This is a genomic window from Flavobacterium cryoconiti (assembly GCF_048158645.1).
Classification (GTDB): domain Bacteria; phylum Bacteroidota; class Bacteroidia; order Flavobacteriales; family Flavobacteriaceae; genus Flavobacterium; species Flavobacterium cryoconiti.
Map to the genome: position 1 here is coordinate 1 of NZ_JBLNKW010000008.1, position 17,153 is coordinate 17,153.

Sequence of the window (17,153 nt, forward strand, 5' to 3'; positions counted from 1 at the left end):
AGTGTGTTGAGTGTTGTGGCCAGTCCAGCAAGTTTAGTGTTGGGATCCAATACAGTGACTTGGACCGTAACCGATGGTTCTAATAATACGGCAACATCTACACAAAGCGTAACGGTACTGGATAGTCAAAACCCCACAATTGCAACCTTAACAGGCATCAGTGTCAATGCGGATTCAGGAGTTTGTAGTTATGCAAGTTCTCAATTAACGAAACCTACAGCTGCAGACAATTGCAGTGTGTTGAGTGTTGTGGCCAGTCCAGCAAGTTTAGTGTTGGGATCCAATACAGTGACTTGGACCGTAACCGATGGTTCTAATAATACGGCAACATCTACACAAATCGTAACGGTATTGGATAGTCAAAAACCAACGATTACCGCACCAGCTGCAACAATAGGAACCACCAATGTGGCTTGTACATCAACCAATGTGGTTCTTGGTACACCAACAACTGGAGATAATTGTCACGTTGCTTTGGTAACCAATGATGCGCCTTCAGCTTTCTCAATTGGAATAACAACCGTAACTTGGACCGTAACGGACGGCGCTGGAAACACGGCTACCGCCACACAAAAAGTAACGGTAACCGACAACATCAAACCAACGATTGTATGTGTTGGAGATAAGGCAAAAATTACTGATACTGCTAATTGTAGTTATACTGTTTTAGGTTCTGAATTTAATCCAATCTCTTTTGGAGACAACTGTACAGGTTCAACAATAAGTAATAATTATAATAGTACAGCAACACTAGCTGGAGCTGTATTTCCTAAAGGAGTAACAATAGTAGTTTGGACGGTTAAAGATGCTTCAGGGAATACCACATCTTGTAATTTTACAGTTACAGTTGCTAGTCCTTTACTTGCAACTTCTACTACTGATAACCCACAATTGTATTTTGGTTTATCAACAGACCAGATAGCAACAATAACTACAACACCTAGCGGAAGTACTGGTCCATATACAATTGAGTATACGATGAGTCGTCCACTAAATTGTAATATAAGTGGTGGCAGTGAAACTTGGTCAACTAGTATAAATAACTCAGGAACTGGTTGTACTAGTTTAATGAATACAGGAACAGTTTCTACTGCTTCACCTTATGCAATTACACTTAAATTAATGGCAGATGCCATCATAACTGCAAAAGTTACTGATAAATTCGGGTGTGTTGTTTATACATCTGTTAAAATTTGGGCAGAGGATGTACGATGCTTTGCAGGAAAAAGTGGAAATATGAAAGTAAAAATTTGTCATAAAACAGGAAGTGTTAGTAATCCGTGTCAAGAAATATGTGTAGATGAATCAGCAGTACAATCGCATTTAAATCATGGTGATTTTGTAGGCACTTGTACGTCAAACTGTCAACCAAAAACATTTTCAAAACCTATTGTAATAGGCAAGGAAAAACTGATTGAAATTGATTCTTTTAATGTGATAGCTTATCCTAATCCTTCCAGCCACCAGTTTACATTGGCTGTACAAGGTGCTAGTGATGAAAAAGTGGAAGTTTTAGTCTATGACATGCTTGCCAGAATGGTGAAAAGAATTGAAAAAATAAATGGACAAAACATCCAATTTGGGGAGGAATTTCCTTCTGGGGAATATCTTCTAATAGTTAGACAAGGCGTTAACCAAAAAGTAATTAATGTAATAAAACAATAAATTTATTTTATAAAATTAGTTTAATAAACTCTATCCCAATTAAAAAAAGGGGGTAGAGTTTTTTTTATATAAGTAAGTGTCTCTTTATAATTCTTTCGATATTATAAGGTAAAAGTCATGCCCTAAACTGGGAAAATTAAACTTAGCAATATGAATTAATGTTATTAAATAGTTGAAATTAAAATTTTGGATTTATTATGCAAAAAAAAACACTCTGAAAACTAATTTTCAGAGTGCCTTAATTTATTTGTTATAATGATTTATAGGTATTCTCCGTGTTGAGAAATATCTAAACCTAATTCTTCTTTTTCTTCAGAAACTCTTAAAGGAGTAATTTTATTTACAATAAAGAAAAGGAAATATGATACTGAAAATGCAAATACCGAAACAAGAACTAATGCTTTTAATTGAATTAAAAACAAAGTAGCATCACCAAAAATTAAACCTTGGTTATCTCCTACAATCGCATTTACAGATTTTGATGCAAATACACCTGTTAAAAGCATACCTACCATACCTCCAACACCGTGACAAGCAAATACATCTAAAGCGTCATCAATTTTTCCTTTAGGGAATTTACTCACTACAAGGTTACTTACAATACTCGCAATAATACCAATTGCCATTGCATGAGGAATACTTACGAATCCAGCAGCAGGTGTAATAGCTACTAAACCTACAACAGCACCTATACAAGCTCCCATTGCAGAAAGTTTGTGTCCAAGAATTTTGTCAAGAAATACCCAACCCATTGCAGCAGCAGCAGCAGCAACTGTAGTAGTTCCTAAAGCTTGAGCAGCAAGACTTCCAGCTCCAACAGCAGATCCAGCATTAAAACCGAACCAACCGAACCATAATAAACCTGTTCCTAATAATACATAAGTAATACGAGCAGGATTTGATTTTTGTACTTTTCTTTTTCCTAAGAACATAGCTCCAGCAAGAGCAGCCCATCCTGCACTCATGTGTACAACAGTTCCACCGGCAAAATCCAATACTCCCCATCCAAATAACAATCCATCTGGATGCCATGTCATGTGGCACAAAGGTGCATAAACGAATAATATGAATAAAACCATAAATAATAAGTAAGCCCAGAAACGAACACGTTCTGCAAAAGCTCCTGTTATTAAGGCTGGTGTAATAATTGCAAATTTAGCTTGAAATAAAGCAAACAAAATCATTGGAATGGTTGGAGCTAATTCCCAAGCAGTGTTGGCACTTACTCCTTGAAAAAATAAGTTTGGCATAGGATTTCCTATAAGTCCACCGATTGATGGTCCAAAACATAATCCAAATCCAACGACAACCCATAGAACGGTAACTATAACCATTGCCATAAAGCTTTGTAATACGGTACTAATAACATTCTTTTTACCAACCATTCCGCCATAAAAGAATCCAAGTCCCGGAGTCATTAATAATACAAGAGCGGTAGCAACTATCATCCAAGCTGTATCTCCCGTATCTAATTTTAATGCAACAACATGTGCGCCTAATGTTGATGATTCAACAAATAGATGAATTGAAAAAATGGATAATACTAGAATTGTGATTAATATCACACTTAAAATAATCTTTCGCATAGTTTTTAGTTTTAAATTTCGATAAAAATATAAAATGATTTTAAACCCCCTATTAAAAAAGAGTATAATATTTTATTTTTATTGATTTTTCATTTTACCCCCCTATATTTTGTGGGTATGTGATAATTCAACATTAAATTTAATGATTTATTAATGTTGTTTTTCTAAAAAACAACAATTCTTATAAACTATTAAATTTATCATAATATATTAGCAGTCTTTTAATATTATAGGAGTTATTCGATTATTACACACAATAATAAACAATTTTACCGATAATTCGTTAAAATTAAAGAATAAAAAAAACACCTGATACAATAATGTATGAGGTGTTTTTTTAAATTTTAGAAGCTATTATTTTAAAATGTGTTCACTTAAAATTTTATAAACTTCATTGATATTGTTCCCTCCCTTACCAAATTGTTTAGAGATAGGGGTATCTTCGCTTTTTAACCAAATTTTTAATTCAGCATCCATGTCTAGTATTCCGGCACTTTCTTTTGAAAACTTTTTGATACTAGAATAAGGAATTGACATATAGTCGACTTTGGTTCCAACTAATTGTTTCTCCACTAAAATCAACCTTTTATTGGTAAAAATAAACATGTCTTTAATTACTTTATATGCTTTTTCGATTATTTCACCGTTAATTAAAATAGGTTCAAATTCTTTTGAAACATTTTCAATACTAACTTCTGATGCGTTGCCTAAAATGGCATTAAATAGTCCCATAATTTTTTAGAATTTATAATTTTCAAAAATAAATTAATTTCAGTGTTATTAATGCCAATATTTTACTAATTTTCATACAAAATTAACATACATGCTGATTAAAGTTTTTGGAAGTGCCGTTTTTGGAGTCGAAGCAACTACGATTACCGTCGAAGTAAATATTGATAAAGGTATAGGATATCATTTGGTAGGATTGCCCGATAATGCCATAAAAGAGAGTAGTTATAGAATTGCTGCTGCACTCAAAAATAATGGATATGCCATGCCTGGTAAAAAAATCACCATTAACATGGCTCCAGCTGATTTACGTAAGGAAGGATCAGCTTATGATTTGACTTTGACTATTGGAATCCTAGTTGCTTCTGGGCAAATTAAAGCAGATGATATTGACAAATATATTATCATGGGAGAGCTTTCTCTTGATGGAGGGTTGCAACCCATTCGCGGAGCTTTACCAATAGCTATAAAAGCTAAAGAGGAAGGTTTTAAAGGTTTTTTTCTTCCAAAGCAAAATGTAAAAGAAGCGGCAATTGTAGTAGGTTTAGATGTTTATGGGATAGAAAACATACAAGAAGTCATTGATTTTTTTGAAGGAAAAGGAACTTTGGAACCAACAAAAATAGACACAAGAGCTGAGTTTTATAAAGATTTAGATTTTCCTGAATTTGATTTTTCAGATGTCAAGGGACAAGAGAGTATTAAACGGTGTATGGAAATTGCTGCTGCAGGAGGACACAATATTATCCTAATTGGTCCACCTGGTGCAGGAAAAACAATGCTAGCCAAACGTTTACCCAGTATTTTGCCTCCCATGACTTTGCGTGAAGCATTAGAAACTACTAAAATTCATAGTGTTGCCGGAAAACTAAAAGAAGTGGGCTTGATGAATCAAAGACCGTTTCGCAGTCCGCATCACACTATTTCGAATGTAGCTTTAGTAGGAGGAGGGAGTTACCCACAACCTGGTGAAATTTCTATGGCACATAATGGTGTTTTATTCTTAGATGAGTTGCCTGAATTTAAGAGAGATGTTTTGGAAGTAATGCGTCAACCATTAGAAGATAGGGAAGTGACAATTTCCAGAGCTAAGTTTACGGTTACTTATCCGTCCTCGTTTATGTTGGTGGCGAGTATGAATCCGAGTCCGAGTGGTTTTTTTAATGATCCGGATTCACCACAAACTTCTTCGCCTCACGAAATGCAACGGTATTTGAGTAAAATTTCAGGTCCATTATTAGATCGTATTGATATTCATATAGAAGTAACTCCGGTTCCTTTCGAAAAATTATCAGATGACAGAAAAGCAGAGAGTAGCGTTGACATTCGAAAGCGAGTTACTGCTGCTCGTGAAATTCAATCAGGTCGCTTTGAGCAAATGGAAAATATACATTATAATGCGCAAATGAATACCAAACACATTCGGGAATATTGTGCCTTGGATGATGTTTCTAAGCAATTATTAAAAACAGCTATGGAACGATTGAATCTTTCGGCTAGGGCCTACGATCGTATTTTGAAAGTAGCACGCACAATCGCTGACCTTGATTCAGCTCCTACAGTAATTTCGAGCCATATTGCTGAGGCAATTCAATATCGTAGCTTGGACAGAGATGGTTGGTTGGGGTGAATTAGATTTCAGATTTTTGATTAACGATTTTTGATTGCAGATATTTAACCTCTACAAAATCGATAATACGATTGATAGCGAGAGCGTCCCGCTCGTGCCTATTACAAATTTATAGTGATTTACTTTTGTTAATGTTCATGAGCGGGACGCTCGCGCTAGCTAGGGATTTTTAAGAATATTTAAATTAAAAGCTCAAAGTCTTGAGACTTTGCGGAGCGGATTTTCCAGCGGAAAATCGAACGTGTTGTTAATGTAAAACTAGCTATTGTCCTCCGCTGTTAGGCGTAGTTTTAGGGACGAACTCGAAGGTCTAGTATTTCTAATTCAGTATTACTTACAGTTTCAATAAAAAAATAGTTTCCTGCATTTAGAAAATCAGTTGAGATTTTATATTTTCTATTTTCATTCGCAGCCTTTTGTAATAGTTGTCCCGCTGACACTATACCATTACCAGTAACACCTCCAGAAGCACTTATGAAATTTGTAGTAAAGGTTACTTCGACATCAGGCGACTTTAATGGAAATCCATCTTTTGAGCCAAAAATGAATTTAGTTCGTATGTGATTAGATAATGGATCTTTGACAGATTGACGTTCTAGAAAACTGATTTCAGGCTTGTATTGTTCTTTAGGTTGATTAATAATGTTATCTCCATTCTCATTAATTTGAATTGTCGAATTATTTGGATTTTGAATACTAATTTTTGGACCTTGTGAAGGCATACTGGAGATTTTTTTATCCACTTTTTTAATTCCACGTTCAACATTAGCGATAACATACTTTTGATTTTCAATTATTTCCTTTTTCGATTGGTTACCTTTATCTAATAGTTCTTTGTGATTAGCTGCATTTTCTTTTCCAGAGTATATTGAATATAATATTCCGCCAGCTACCGTAGAAATTGCCCCTATTACCATCATTACATATGAAATTGTTATCATTTTTCTTTTTATCATTTGTTGTATTAAGTTATTTAATTCTCCATGTTTAGTAAAAATTACGCCTAACTTGTATATATATTATCTCAAATATATTGTTTTTTTCTTACAAGTCGTCTGGTTATTTTAGATTAGTGGGATGAATTTGCAAAGTGGTATTATGAAAGTAAAAACGCTCTAAATAACCCCGATAGAAATGAAAAACCTAGTAAGAGCTGGTGTTCAGCTCTCACTAGGTTTGTAATGTATAGCGGGAAATACGTTCTAAAAAAAACGGAAATATTCTGCTCCTAAAAAAGAATAAAAATTAATTATCTATTAGAACGTCGGTCATTATTTTGACTTGGACGTCTTGGGCCAAAACTATTGTTGCTGCTACGGTTTGTAGTATCTGTTTTTGGTTTCTTAGGAGTCGAATTGCGCTGTTGTCGTCCTTGCCCTTGTTTAATTGGTTCTTTGGAAGCGTTAGGATCTGGCTCGAAACCTTTGATGTTTTCTTTAGGCAAATTCAAACCCACTAATTTTTCTATATCGCGTAAAAAGACAGTTTCGTCCGGACTGAATAACGAAATAGCTTCTCCACTAGCTCCGGCTCTACCAGTTCTACCAATGCGGTGAACGTAATCTTCAGGAATATTAGGCAATTCAAAATTAACGACATGCGGTAATAACGGGATGTCTAAACCTCGCGCTGCAATATCTGTGGCGACCAAAGCGGTTAGGCTTCCGTTTTTAAAACCGGCTAAGGCTTTGGTTCGTGCGCCCTGCCCTTTATTTCCGTGAATAGCTGCTGCTTTAATGCCAGCACTAATCATGCTTTCAGTCAACTTGTTGGCACCTTGTTTGGTACGCGTAAATACCAAAATTTGCTTCCAGTTTCCTTCCGTAATCAGTTTGATTATCAATTCTGTTTTTTTCTCTTTGGCAACAGGATATACTTTTTGAATGATAGCATCCACGGTTGTGTTTTCCGGTGTTGCTTCCACATGAACGGGATGGTGCAAAATGCCCATTGCCAATTTCTTGATGTCTTTTGAAAAGGTTGCCGAAAATAGTAAGTTTTGTCTTTTTGTAGGCAATACTTTCAAGATTCGTTCTATATCTCGTAAAAATCCCATGTCCAGCATACGGTCCGCTTCATCTAAAACTAAGATTTCAACTTTTGCAAGCGATATTAAACCTTGATTTTGCAAATCGATTAATCGGCCTGGAGTGGCGACTAAAATATCTACACCTTGACGCAATTGAGCAACTTGTGGTTTTTGGTTTACGCCTCCAAATATTACTGCGCTGCGTAAATCTAAAAACTCACTGTATTCTTTTATATTGGCCAGTATTTGTGCCGCTAATTCTCGTGTTGGGGTTAATATTAAGGCACGAATAGGTCTTTGTCGCAACTGCTGACCTTGCGATAATAATTGTAATATGGGTAGTGTAAAACCGGCAGTTTTTCCTGTTCCTGTCTGTGCAGATGCTAATACATCTTTGCCTTCTAAAATGGGTGGAATTGCTTTTTGTTGAATTGGAGAAGGGGTTGTATATCCTTTTTTGCTGACGGCTTTTAATAAAGCATCAGATAAGCCTAATGAGTTGAATGACATAAATAGTGTTTATAAAGTAAACACTATTAGTTAGGTTACTTTTTTAAGTGGGCGCAAAGGTACTGCTAATTTTTTCGATGTGCTTTTGATTGCTTGACTTTGTTTAAATAAAGATAGTATGTTGTTTTTAATCCGTTGCAAACCATCAGTATTTAAGTTTTTAATATTGCTATTGAAATTTACATTATCATTCAATCTATTCTAACTCTGCAAAAGTATCTCCTTGTTTAATATCTCCAGTTTTATATCCTTTCATAAACCAAAATTTACGCTGTTCAGAAGTACCGTGTGTAAAAGATTCAGGTACAATATGTCCTTGCATTTTACTTTGAATGGCATCATCTCCTACAGCCTGTGCGGCACTTAAAGCTTCGTCAATATCATCAATGTCAAGGTTTTCTTGATTGTGTTTTGCCCATACTCCGGCATAAAAATCAGCTTGGAGTTCCAGTGCTACAGATAATTTATTGGCTTCTGCCTCACTTTTTCCTTCTTGCATTTCTCTCATTTTACTGGAAGTTCCCAGTAGATTTTGTACATGATGTCCAACTTCGTGTGCAATTACATAAGCTACTGCAAAATCACCTCCTTTAGCACCAAATTTAGTTTGTAATTCATCAAAAAAATCTAAATCCATATATACTTTTTGATCTCCAGGACAATAAAAAGGACCAGAGGCTGAGGATGCACCTCCGCATGCAGTTTCTACGGCTCCAGTGAATAAGACCATTCCAGGATTTTTATACGTCATATTATTTTCACTAAATATCTGTCCCCAAATATCTTCGGTATCGGCAAAAACAGTTTTAGGGAATTCAGCTAATTTTTTTTCTTCAACAGATAATTCTCTCTGTTCAGTAGGAGCACTTTGTCCTTGATTCATTTGTTCTAAAATTGGAGTTAGCATTTGACCATTTTCTCCTCCAAAAACATTTAATAATAAAATTATAATTCCTATTATTCCGCCACCAACAATGGTCTTGCCTCCTGATGACATACCCCTTCTGTCTTCAACATTGTCACTTTGACGTCTTCCTATCCATTTCATAATTTTATATTTTTTTAAGTTAATCCCTTTATAAAGTTGACTCTAATTTAAAATATTTTTTAAAAATAAGAGCAAATTTCACTAGAATTAATTTGTCCATTTAGAAAGTGTCTCTTCAATAATTCCTTTTATTATTGGTTTTGAAATATAATCATTCATTCCAGCATTGATGCACTTGTCTTTTTCATCTTTCTCAGTACCGGCAGTTATTGCGATAATAGGAATTTTTTCACCAGCTTTTAAATTACGAATCTCATTAGTTGCTTCATATCCATTCATTATCGGCATTTGTATGTCCATGAAAATAATATCAGGATTTAGGGTTTCAAATTGATCTACAGCATCTTTGCCATTGAAAACTTCAGAAATGATAACATCAGAATATAAATTTTTAATTATTGTTTTAAGCAATAACATGTTAACTTTATTATCCTCAACAATCATAATTTTTATTTTTTTATTATTTTTATTGGTCTTAACCGGAGACTCTTTGTTATCAATCAATACCTCAATTTCCTTTTCGGACGTTTGATCGCTAATCTCTAAATCTAAATCAAAATAAAAGGTACTTCCTGTATTAATAATACTTTCTAATTGTAATTGACTATCCATCAAACCTAATAATTGATTTGAAATTGTTAAACCTAAACCGGTTCCACCAAATTTTCTGGTTGTAGAACTATCCTCCTGAGAAAAAGCCTGAAAGATTTTCTTTTGGTTTTCCTCTAAAATTCCAATTCCAGTATCTGTAACAGCAAAACGAATTTTTGCTCTGGAAACAGCTGTTTTTTCAATAACAGAAACATCTAATTTAATATTCCCTTTTTCTGTAAATTTTACTGCATTTGCTAAAAGATTGATAAGGATTTGTTTCAAACGAACACTGTCAATCCAAAAATATTTAGGAACATCAGAAAATATATTTAGTTCTAGACCTAGTTTTTTTTGATTGGATTCATATAAAATTAAATCAATGATTTGGCTTAATATTTCCTTAACATCATGTTTTTCAATAAATAAATCTAGTTTTCCGGCTTCTATTTTTGAAAAATCAAGAATGTCATTTATGATTTCTAACAAGGAATGAGCAGATTGATTTACAGTTGTCATGTATTTTTCCTGTGTTCTTCCCAAATTAGTTTTCATCAATAAATCAGTAAAACCAATAATTCCATTCAAAGGTGTTCTAATTTCGTGACTCATATTTGCAAGAAATTCTGATTTTGCTTTGTTGGAAGCTTCAGCTAATTCTTTTGCTTTTATAAAAGTTTCGGTTTGTTTTCTTTCTGTAATATCAATAAAAATACCCTCGATGAATGTAATTTTTCCGTCTTTATAAATAGCATCACCAAATTCTTCTACCCATATAATTTCCTTGTTTTTATGGTAAATTCGATAAATAGAATGTATAGGTCTTCCGTTTTCTATAGCATCTTGTTCTTCCAGCAAAGTTCGTTCTTTGTCTTCGGGATGGATTAAATCAATGAAAGACAGTTTTTTAGTAAGAAAATCTGATTTAGGATAACCTGTCAGTTTTTCAATTTCATCGTTGATGTAAATTTTAGTGGCGTATTTGTCATATTTAGATAAATAAACAGTACCCGGAATATTGTTAGCTAATAATCGAAATTTTTCTTCACTTTCATAGATTGCAGTCTCATTTGTGATTCGCTCAATGGAGGCAGCAATATTTTTTGCTAATGTTTGTAGAATATTGACCTCATCTTCACTCCATATTCTTTCTTTTTCGGTGTCATCAAATCCTAAAAATCCATGAAATTTATTTTTTACAAAAATTGGAAAAAGAATTAATGAAACTACATCAACATGAGATAATTTAGTTCTCAAGGATTCGTTTTTTATTTTTGGAACAACAGCTTCAAAAATTTTATTATTTAAAAGTGGCGTTAATAATTCCTCAAAATAGGCATGAGGTAAATTTTGAAGCTTGACATTGTTTTCAGTTAATTTAATATTATTGATTATCCAACGGTATTTTTGGCTTATTAACCCTGTATTTACATCATTTTCATAATAATAGGCACGATGCGATTTAGTGGCTTTTCCCATAATTATAAGAACATCCGAAAAAATAGCATTAATATCTTTACTATTTAAAAATTTATCGGTACAAAGTGTCATTGCCGATAAAAGATCACTTTTATATTCTAATTTTTTATCCGTTTCATGTCTCAATTGCGATGCTATAGCTAAGGAAATAATATCAGATATTGTTCGGGCAAAATTGATGTCTTCATTATCCCAATTTCTAATAGTTTCAGTAGTTTCAAAGCTAATGGTTCCAAATAATTCACCATTTGTAAAAATGGGTATATCGAGCAATGACTTGATATCGTTTTTTAAAAAATAGCTTTCAGTAAATTCTGAAACCTCCATTTTATTAAAAACATCTGGGGCACAAATTTGTTTTTTATTTTTTATGGATTCAAAATAAATTGGAAATTTTTCTCTTTTTAAAATATTTCCAGCACTAAATTGATTCGTTTCTAAATGATACAAATTCTCACAATTAATTAAGTCATCAGTGTATTTCCAATAACTGACGCGATTGCATTTTGAAGCTTTTGCGGCAGCTTCAAGTATTAATTTAATACTAATTTCTAAATTGCTATAACTGCTGAAATTTGTAGTGGATAATTTTTTAATTGTTTTGTTATACTCTTCCGTTTTTTCTTGACGAATTTTATTTTCGGCTTCAATATTTTTAAGTTTAGTAATGTCTCTTGCAATACCAGAGTAGCCTACTATTTTATTAGAATCATTTCTACGAATAATTACTTTTTGGGAAATCCATATTATTTCTCCATTCTTTTTTAATAAAGGAATTTCGATTGTAGGGAAATCATTTTCGTTTTCTTCTAAGTTTTGATAAAATCGCATCATTTCATCGATGTAATCAGGTCGAATAAATTCAGAATAATTTCTAGTTAAAATCTCCTCTTCTGCGTAACCTAAAATTTTAATGGTAAAGTCATTAATAAATATAAAATTGCCATCATCATCTACCTCAAAAATAATATCAGTAGCGGTTTGAATTAAATTTTTATATTGATTTTGAATTTGAACTTGATTGGTTACATCTTGTCCAATACCTATAATTAGATCATCTGTAAATTTTTTATCTTTCCACTGGATGTATTTGTATTCTCCATTTTTGCATTTAAGTTTCCTTATAAACATTGCTTCTTCATTGAAATCAGTTTGGTATGCTTCGCCAAAAAATTCGGTATCTTCAGTAAGTTCCCAATATCCTAATCCCAAAACTTCATTAATGGAATATCCTAAAATTGAAGTAATAGTTTCACTACAAAACGAAACCTCTCCTTTTTTATTTGTTGCAATAATAAGAGAATTCCCCTTATTTATAATTTGATCATTAAAACGAAATTTGTCCTTGATTTTTAATGATGATACATATCGAATGTAGTTTATAATGAATGTTATAAGGGAATAATTTAATAATAAGATACTTGTTTTAAATGGAATTAATTCTAAAATGGTAACTGTAATCAAATAAAGAATAACAGACAGAACAAAAAACCAATACAATTTTAAAGGTTTGAGAACACTATAGGAAAAGAAAAAAGTGACTATAAATGCTATAATTGGAATAATGTCAGAAGGGGTGAAAATTAAATTTCTACAGATTAAACCAAAATATAATATAAAAACTACAATGAAAAAATGCTTAATATTTTTTAAAACATAGATAGATTTTGTACTAATAAAATAGATAATCAATAAAGAAAAACCAATAAGACCGTTAGTGATTAAGAGACTTTTTGGTCTTATGTCAAAAAGTTCAAAATTAATTTCTATGATTGGTAGTATAATTCCTAAAAATAAAAGATAGATTTGATATTCTTTATTTTTTGAATCACTATAGTGGTTTTTTTCTATAAAAGTGCTGTTTAATTTTTTTTTAATTTTAAAAAAATTGTAGACTAACAAAAAAATAAAAAAGAGTAAAATAGTAATTACTAACCAAAATTTCAGATCGTTATTAATCAGTTTTTTAATTAATAAAAAATGATTGAAAATCACTAAATTATTAAACGAACTAAAAAAAGTAAGGTTAAGTTTAGTTAATAATAGGAAGCTATAGTAGGATACCATAGAATATATTTTGCTTAGGTTTGAAAGACTTGATTTGGGTTTCTATCTTTTTGGTCAAGAAATATAATGATTTTTTTAATCAAAAAACACAACATAAATTTTTTAGTTGTGTTTTTTGATGTTAAAAATTAAATATTTAAGTTAATTTATTCCAATTCACTTTCTGAATCAATTCCTATAATAGAAATGTAAATGGAATAATACATAGAATACATAAAAGGAATTGTAAAAAACACACCAATACAACAGCCTATAAATCCTACCATTGATGCTATAATAGCCACAATGATTAATCCTAAAATTACTAAGGGTTGTTTTGCAATAATGATAGCGCTAGATTTAATAGCATCGATTGCTTTTAGATTGCCAAAAATAATAAGCGGAATGGTTAAAAAAGTAAAAAAGGATAGTATCATAGACAACAAAGTTCCAATAAATTTAATTCCACTATAATCAAAAAGTGATGATAGTATTGAACTTAAAATAGAAATTGTTAAAGTAGAAATAACTAATTCCTTAAAATAGGGAGCCTTGTAATATTCGAAAACTGTTGAAACATGAAATTCTTCATCTTTTTCAGCGCAATGAGCCATTTTGATTAATCCTGCTGGAAAAGGACTTAACAGGCAAGTAAAAACTATTGCACTGACAATATATATCAAAAGAGAAATTCCTGTGAAATTTTCGTTTTTTAAATTTTCTAAAAACTGTTGATTCATACCAGACATTCCAAAAGTATAAATTATAACTCCAGCAGTTAGTATTCCTATTAATACGGAGAAAACAAATATCATTAAGCCAGCATATACTGCAATTTTTTTATAGTTTTCAAATGCCAAGTTAAAAACGTTTGCAAAATCTAATTGGTATCCATTATTTTTTATTTCTTCAATTTTTTCTTTTGTAGTTCTCATCAATTGGTTTGTTAGTTTTAAGGTGTGAATTGAATGTATTTATATTTTAAAATAGACTTCCTCAAAAGGAATCCTAAAACGTTCTCCATAAACGCCTTGTTCCTCCCGAAGACCACATCCTATAATCATATTTATCTCGGATGAAGCAGGTAAATGTAATATTTTTTTTATTCTTAGCGAATCAAAACCTTCCATAGGACAAGTATCATAGTTTATTGCAGCCATACTTATCATAAAATTTTGAGCAGCAAGTCCGGCACTTTTATGAGCGACAATACGCATATCACTTTGTCTTGCTTCTCTGTAAATGGGTTTGAAAATTCCAATAATTTGAAATACAATAAATTTTACCATTCCAATGATTCCCAGAAAATCAAAATAAAGTGTTGGGATAATTTTTTGATAATAATTTAAAGCAAATTTTTCTCTTTTTGAGTAAGTGGATTCTAGTTTGTTTCCATATAGCGATTTTAAATAATCAATATTTGACTGTACTCTTTTTCTCCATAAATCTTTTCTGGCGACAACTATAACCATTTGTTGTGCTGTTTTTGCCGCATTTTGACCAAAACTTGCTCCTGTTATTTTTTGTATAATTTCAGGAGAAACGACATGATAAAATTCCCAAAGTTGCATATTACTGCTCGTAGCTGCGAGTGTTGCTAATTGAATGCATTCTTTTACTTTTTGTGCATCAATGGGTTCGTTTTTAAAAAGCCGAACGGACCGTCGGTATTTAATGGCTTCACTTACCGATTTTTCATTGGTTACAACCATTTTAATATTTTTTTAATTGTTTTTAATTTATCATTGTAAGGGGCATAACGCATCGGTAAATCCAACCAGTTTGCTTTTTTTACGATTCCCTTTTTATGCGAAAAAGTGTCAAAACTCAAACTGCCATGATAAGCGCCTATTCCGCTATGGCCAACACCTCCAAAAGGCAATCTTTTATTAGAAAAATGGATTACAGTATCATTGATGCAACCACCTCCAAAAGAATATTTTTGTATAATTTTTTGTGCAAACGAATGGTTTTCAGTAAAAACATATAAGGCTAAAGGTTTTTCGTACTTAGAAATTACAGCATTTATTTCTGTTTCATTTTCATAGGAAAGAATAGGAAGCAAAGGACCAAAAATCTCTTCTTTCATAATCAGACTGTCCACACTCGATTCATCAATAAGGGTAGGGGATATGTAACAATTTTCAATTTCAGTCTGGCCTCCAAATATAACTTTGTCTTCCTCAATCATATTGACTAGCCGAAGCCAGTTTTTTTGATTTATAATTCGGGCATAATCAGGTGATAGTTTAGGATTTTCGCTGTATGCTTTGGTGATTTCTTCTTTCATGAATTCCAAAAAATGGCTTTTCATGTTTTTTTGAATCAAAATATAATCCGGAGCAATACATGTTTGACCAGCGTTTATGAATTTTCCCCAAACGATTCTTTTGGCAGCGAGTTTTAAATTGGCAGTTTCATCAATAATACAAGGGTTTTTTCCGCCAAGCTCCAGTGTTACAGGAGTTAAGTTTTCGGCAGCAGCTTTTGCCACAATTTTACCAACCGGAACGCTTCCTGTAAAAAAGATATAATCCCAACGTTGTGAAAGTAGATTCTGAGTGACTTCAACTCCTCCTTCTATAACTTCGACATGATTATTATGAAATGTTCGTTCAATAATTTTTGCAATAATTTCGGACGTTTTTGGGGTGAGTTCAGAAGGTTTTAAAACTACCTGATTTCCTGCCGCTACAGCCGAAATTAAAGGACAAAGAGCCAGTTGAAACGGATAATTCCAAGGCGCTATAATTAATACTTTGCCATAAGGTTCTTTGTAAATATAATCGGTGGAAGGAAAATTGAGAATGGATGGAAAAACCCTCTTTGGCTTTGCCCATTTATGTAAATTCTTTATAGTGTCTTTTAATTCAGAAATAACGTAATTGGTTTCTGTGAGTACCGCTTCAAAAGCTGGTTTCTTAAAATCATCATATAAAGCCTGAATAATTTCATTTTCATGAGTAATAATGACATTCAGTAACTTTATTAAAGTTTCTTTTCTAGAACCTATATTAGTTTTGTAATTCATTAGAGACACACCGTTTATTTAGTGCTATGCAAGTTAATTTTTATAATTTACATAATGAATTATTCTTAATAAAAAATTATAATGCATCCCAGATAGAGTCAGATGGAGTAGGAGCAGTTATAGTTATGGCTTCTTTTGTAACAGGATGGATAAATGTTAATTTTCGAGCATGTAAATGGATTCCGCCATCAGGATTACTGCGGTCAAAACCGTATTTTAAATCCCCTTTTATAGGCGAACTTATAGCGGAAAGTTGCGCCCTGATTTGGTGATGTCTTCCCGTGTGGAGATTAATTTCTAATGCAAAATAGTTATTGAGTTCCTTGAATATTTTATAATCCAAACTAGCTAATTTACTTTCTGGAACTTCTTTAATATGCGCTTTGGAAGTATTGTTTTTTTCGTTTCTTTTTATATAATGAACGAGATTGTCTTCCTCTTTTGAAGGTTTGTTTTTTACGATTGCCCAATATGTTTTTTGAGTTTCTCGGTTACTAAACAGTTCATTCATTCGAGTTAAAGCCTTACTTGTTCTGGCAAAAACTACTATTCCGGTTGTAGGTCTATCTAAACGATGTACAACACCCAGGAAAACTTCCCCGGGTTTGTTGTATTTATCTTTGATGTATTCTTTGACAACTTCACTCAAAGGTTTATCACCTGTTTTATCACCTTGCACAATATCGCCTACACGTTTATTGACCACAATAAGATGGTTGTCTTCGTGTAGAATTTGGAGGTTTTTTTTGTTTGAAATTATTTTGTTAGACACTTTTTCTGTTATTTTTTGGAAACTAAATACTGCGCGG

12 protein-coding genes are annotated in these 17,153 nt (G+C 32.4%); 2 read left to right on the plus strand and 10 right to left on the minus strand.

What is annotated here, in order from left to right; genetic code table 11:
* A partial coding sequence (locus ACM55H_RS12180) for an HYR domain-containing protein (protein WP_416836748.1) occupies positions 1–1,665 on the plus strand: 1,665 nt, incomplete at its 5' end.
* 260 nt (positions 1,666–1,925) lie between these two features.
* On the opposite strand, the gene ACM55H_RS12185 is transcribed toward ACM55H_RS12180, so the two are convergent.
* Together ACM55H_RS12185 and ACM55H_RS12190 are read right to left on the minus strand one after the other, a co-directional pair.
* Positions 1,926–3,251: an ammonium transporter gene (locus tag ACM55H_RS12185; protein ID WP_039110506.1), complete on the minus strand. Its 1,326-nt coding sequence runs from the start codon at positions 3,249–3,251 to the stop codon at positions 1,926–1,928.
* 354 nt (positions 3,252–3,605) lie between these two features.
* Complete coding sequence (locus ACM55H_RS12190) at positions 3,606–3,983, minus strand: PH domain-containing protein (RefSeq protein WP_416836749.1); 378 nt, start codon at positions 3,981–3,983, stop codon at positions 3,606–3,608.
* 91 nt (positions 3,984–4,074) lie between these two features.
* On the opposite strand from ACM55H_RS12190, the gene ACM55H_RS12195 reads away from it, so the two are divergent.
* Positions 4,075–5,610: a YifB family Mg chelatase-like AAA ATPase gene (locus tag ACM55H_RS12195; protein ID WP_416836750.1), complete on the plus strand. Its 1,536-nt coding sequence runs from the start codon at positions 4,075–4,077 to the stop codon at positions 5,608–5,610.
* Positions 5,611–5,900: 290 nt separating this feature from the next.
* Here ACM55H_RS12195 and ACM55H_RS12200 read toward each other — a convergent pair whose 3' ends face one another.
* From ACM55H_RS12200 to ACM55H_RS12235, 8 genes are all read right to left on the minus strand, one after another.
* A complete protein-coding gene (locus ACM55H_RS12200) occupies positions 5,901–6,551 on the minus strand; it encodes a hypothetical protein (RefSeq protein WP_416836751.1) in 651 nt (216 codons plus the stop codon).
* A gap of 308 nt (positions 6,552–6,859) precedes the next feature.
* Positions 6,860–8,149 carry a DEAD/DEAH box helicase gene (locus tag ACM55H_RS12205; protein WP_416836752.1) on the minus strand — a complete coding sequence of 430 codons (1,290 nt, stop codon included), beginning with the start codon at positions 8,147–8,149 and terminating at the stop codon, positions 6,860–6,862.
* Between the two features lie 196 nt (positions 8,150–8,345).
* On the minus strand, positions 8,346–9,197 hold the full coding sequence (ypfJ, locus tag ACM55H_RS12210) for a KPN_02809 family neutral zinc metallopeptidase (protein ID WP_416836753.1): 852 nt from the start codon (positions 9,195–9,197) through the stop codon (positions 8,346–8,348).
* 87 nt (positions 9,198–9,284) lie between these two features.
* On the minus strand, positions 9,285–12,767 hold the full coding sequence (locus ACM55H_RS12215; protein ID WP_416836754.1) for a PAS domain S-box protein: 3,483 nt from the start codon (positions 12,765–12,767) through the stop codon (positions 9,285–9,287).
* Positions 12,768–13,480: 713 nt separating this feature from the next.
* Positions 13,481–14,248 carry a hypothetical protein gene (locus ACM55H_RS12220; RefSeq protein WP_416836755.1) on the minus strand — a complete coding sequence of 256 codons (768 nt, stop codon included), beginning with the start codon at positions 14,246–14,248 and terminating at the stop codon, positions 13,481–13,483.
* Between the two features lie 39 nt (positions 14,249–14,287).
* Entirely contained in the window at positions 14,288–15,025 is a 738-nt protein-coding gene (locus ACM55H_RS12225) for a nitroreductase family protein (protein ID WP_416836756.1), read from the minus strand.
* Positions 15,016–16,344 carry an aldehyde dehydrogenase gene (locus tag ACM55H_RS12230; protein ID WP_416836757.1) on the minus strand — a complete coding sequence of 443 codons (1,329 nt, stop codon included), beginning with the start codon at positions 16,342–16,344 and terminating at the stop codon, positions 15,016–15,018. The genes ACM55H_RS12225 and ACM55H_RS12230 overlap by 10 nt, the downstream gene beginning before the upstream one ends.
* Before the next feature lie 76 nt (positions 16,345–16,420).
* Positions 16,421–17,116 carry an RluA family pseudouridine synthase gene (locus ACM55H_RS12235; RefSeq protein ID WP_416836758.1) on the minus strand — a complete coding sequence of 232 codons (696 nt, stop codon included), beginning with the start codon at positions 17,114–17,116 and terminating at the stop codon, positions 16,421–16,423.
* Positions 17,117–17,153 lie beyond the last annotated feature (37 nt).

Bases quoted from the DNA above. Each gene is read 5' to 3' on its own strand.
- ACM55H_RS12185 (WP_039110506.1), bottom strand. From the start codon at position 3,251: ATGCGAAAGATTATTTTAAGTGTGATATTAATCACAATTCTAGTATTA.
- ACM55H_RS12190 (WP_416836749.1), bottom strand. From the start codon at position 3,983: ATGGGACTATTTAATGCCATTTTAGGCAACGCATCAGAAGTTAGTATT.
- ACM55H_RS12195 (WP_416836750.1), top strand. From the start codon at position 4,075: ATGCTGATTAAAGTTTTTGGAAGTGCCGTTTTTGGAGTCGAAGCAACT.
- ACM55H_RS12200 (WP_416836751.1), bottom strand. From the start codon at position 6,551: ATGATAACAATTTCATATGTAATGATGGTAATAGGGGCAATTTCTACG.
- ACM55H_RS12205 (WP_416836752.1), bottom strand. From the start codon at position 8,149: ATGTCATTCAACTCATTAGGCTTATCTGATGCTTTATTAAAAGCCGTC.
- ypfJ (WP_416836753.1), bottom strand. From the start codon at position 9,197: ATGAAATGGATAGGAAGACGTCAAAGTGACAATGTTGAAGACAGAAGG.
- ACM55H_RS12220 (WP_416836755.1), bottom strand. From the start codon at position 14,248: ATGAGAACTACAAAAGAAAAAATTGAAGAAATAAAAAATAATGGATAC.
- ACM55H_RS12225 (WP_416836756.1), bottom strand. From the start codon at position 15,025: ATGGTTGTAACCAATGAAAAATCGGTAAGTGAAGCCATTAAATACCGA.
- ACM55H_RS12230 (WP_416836757.1), bottom strand. From the start codon at position 16,344: ATGAATTACAAAACTAATATAGGTTCTAGAAAAGAAACTTTAATAAAG.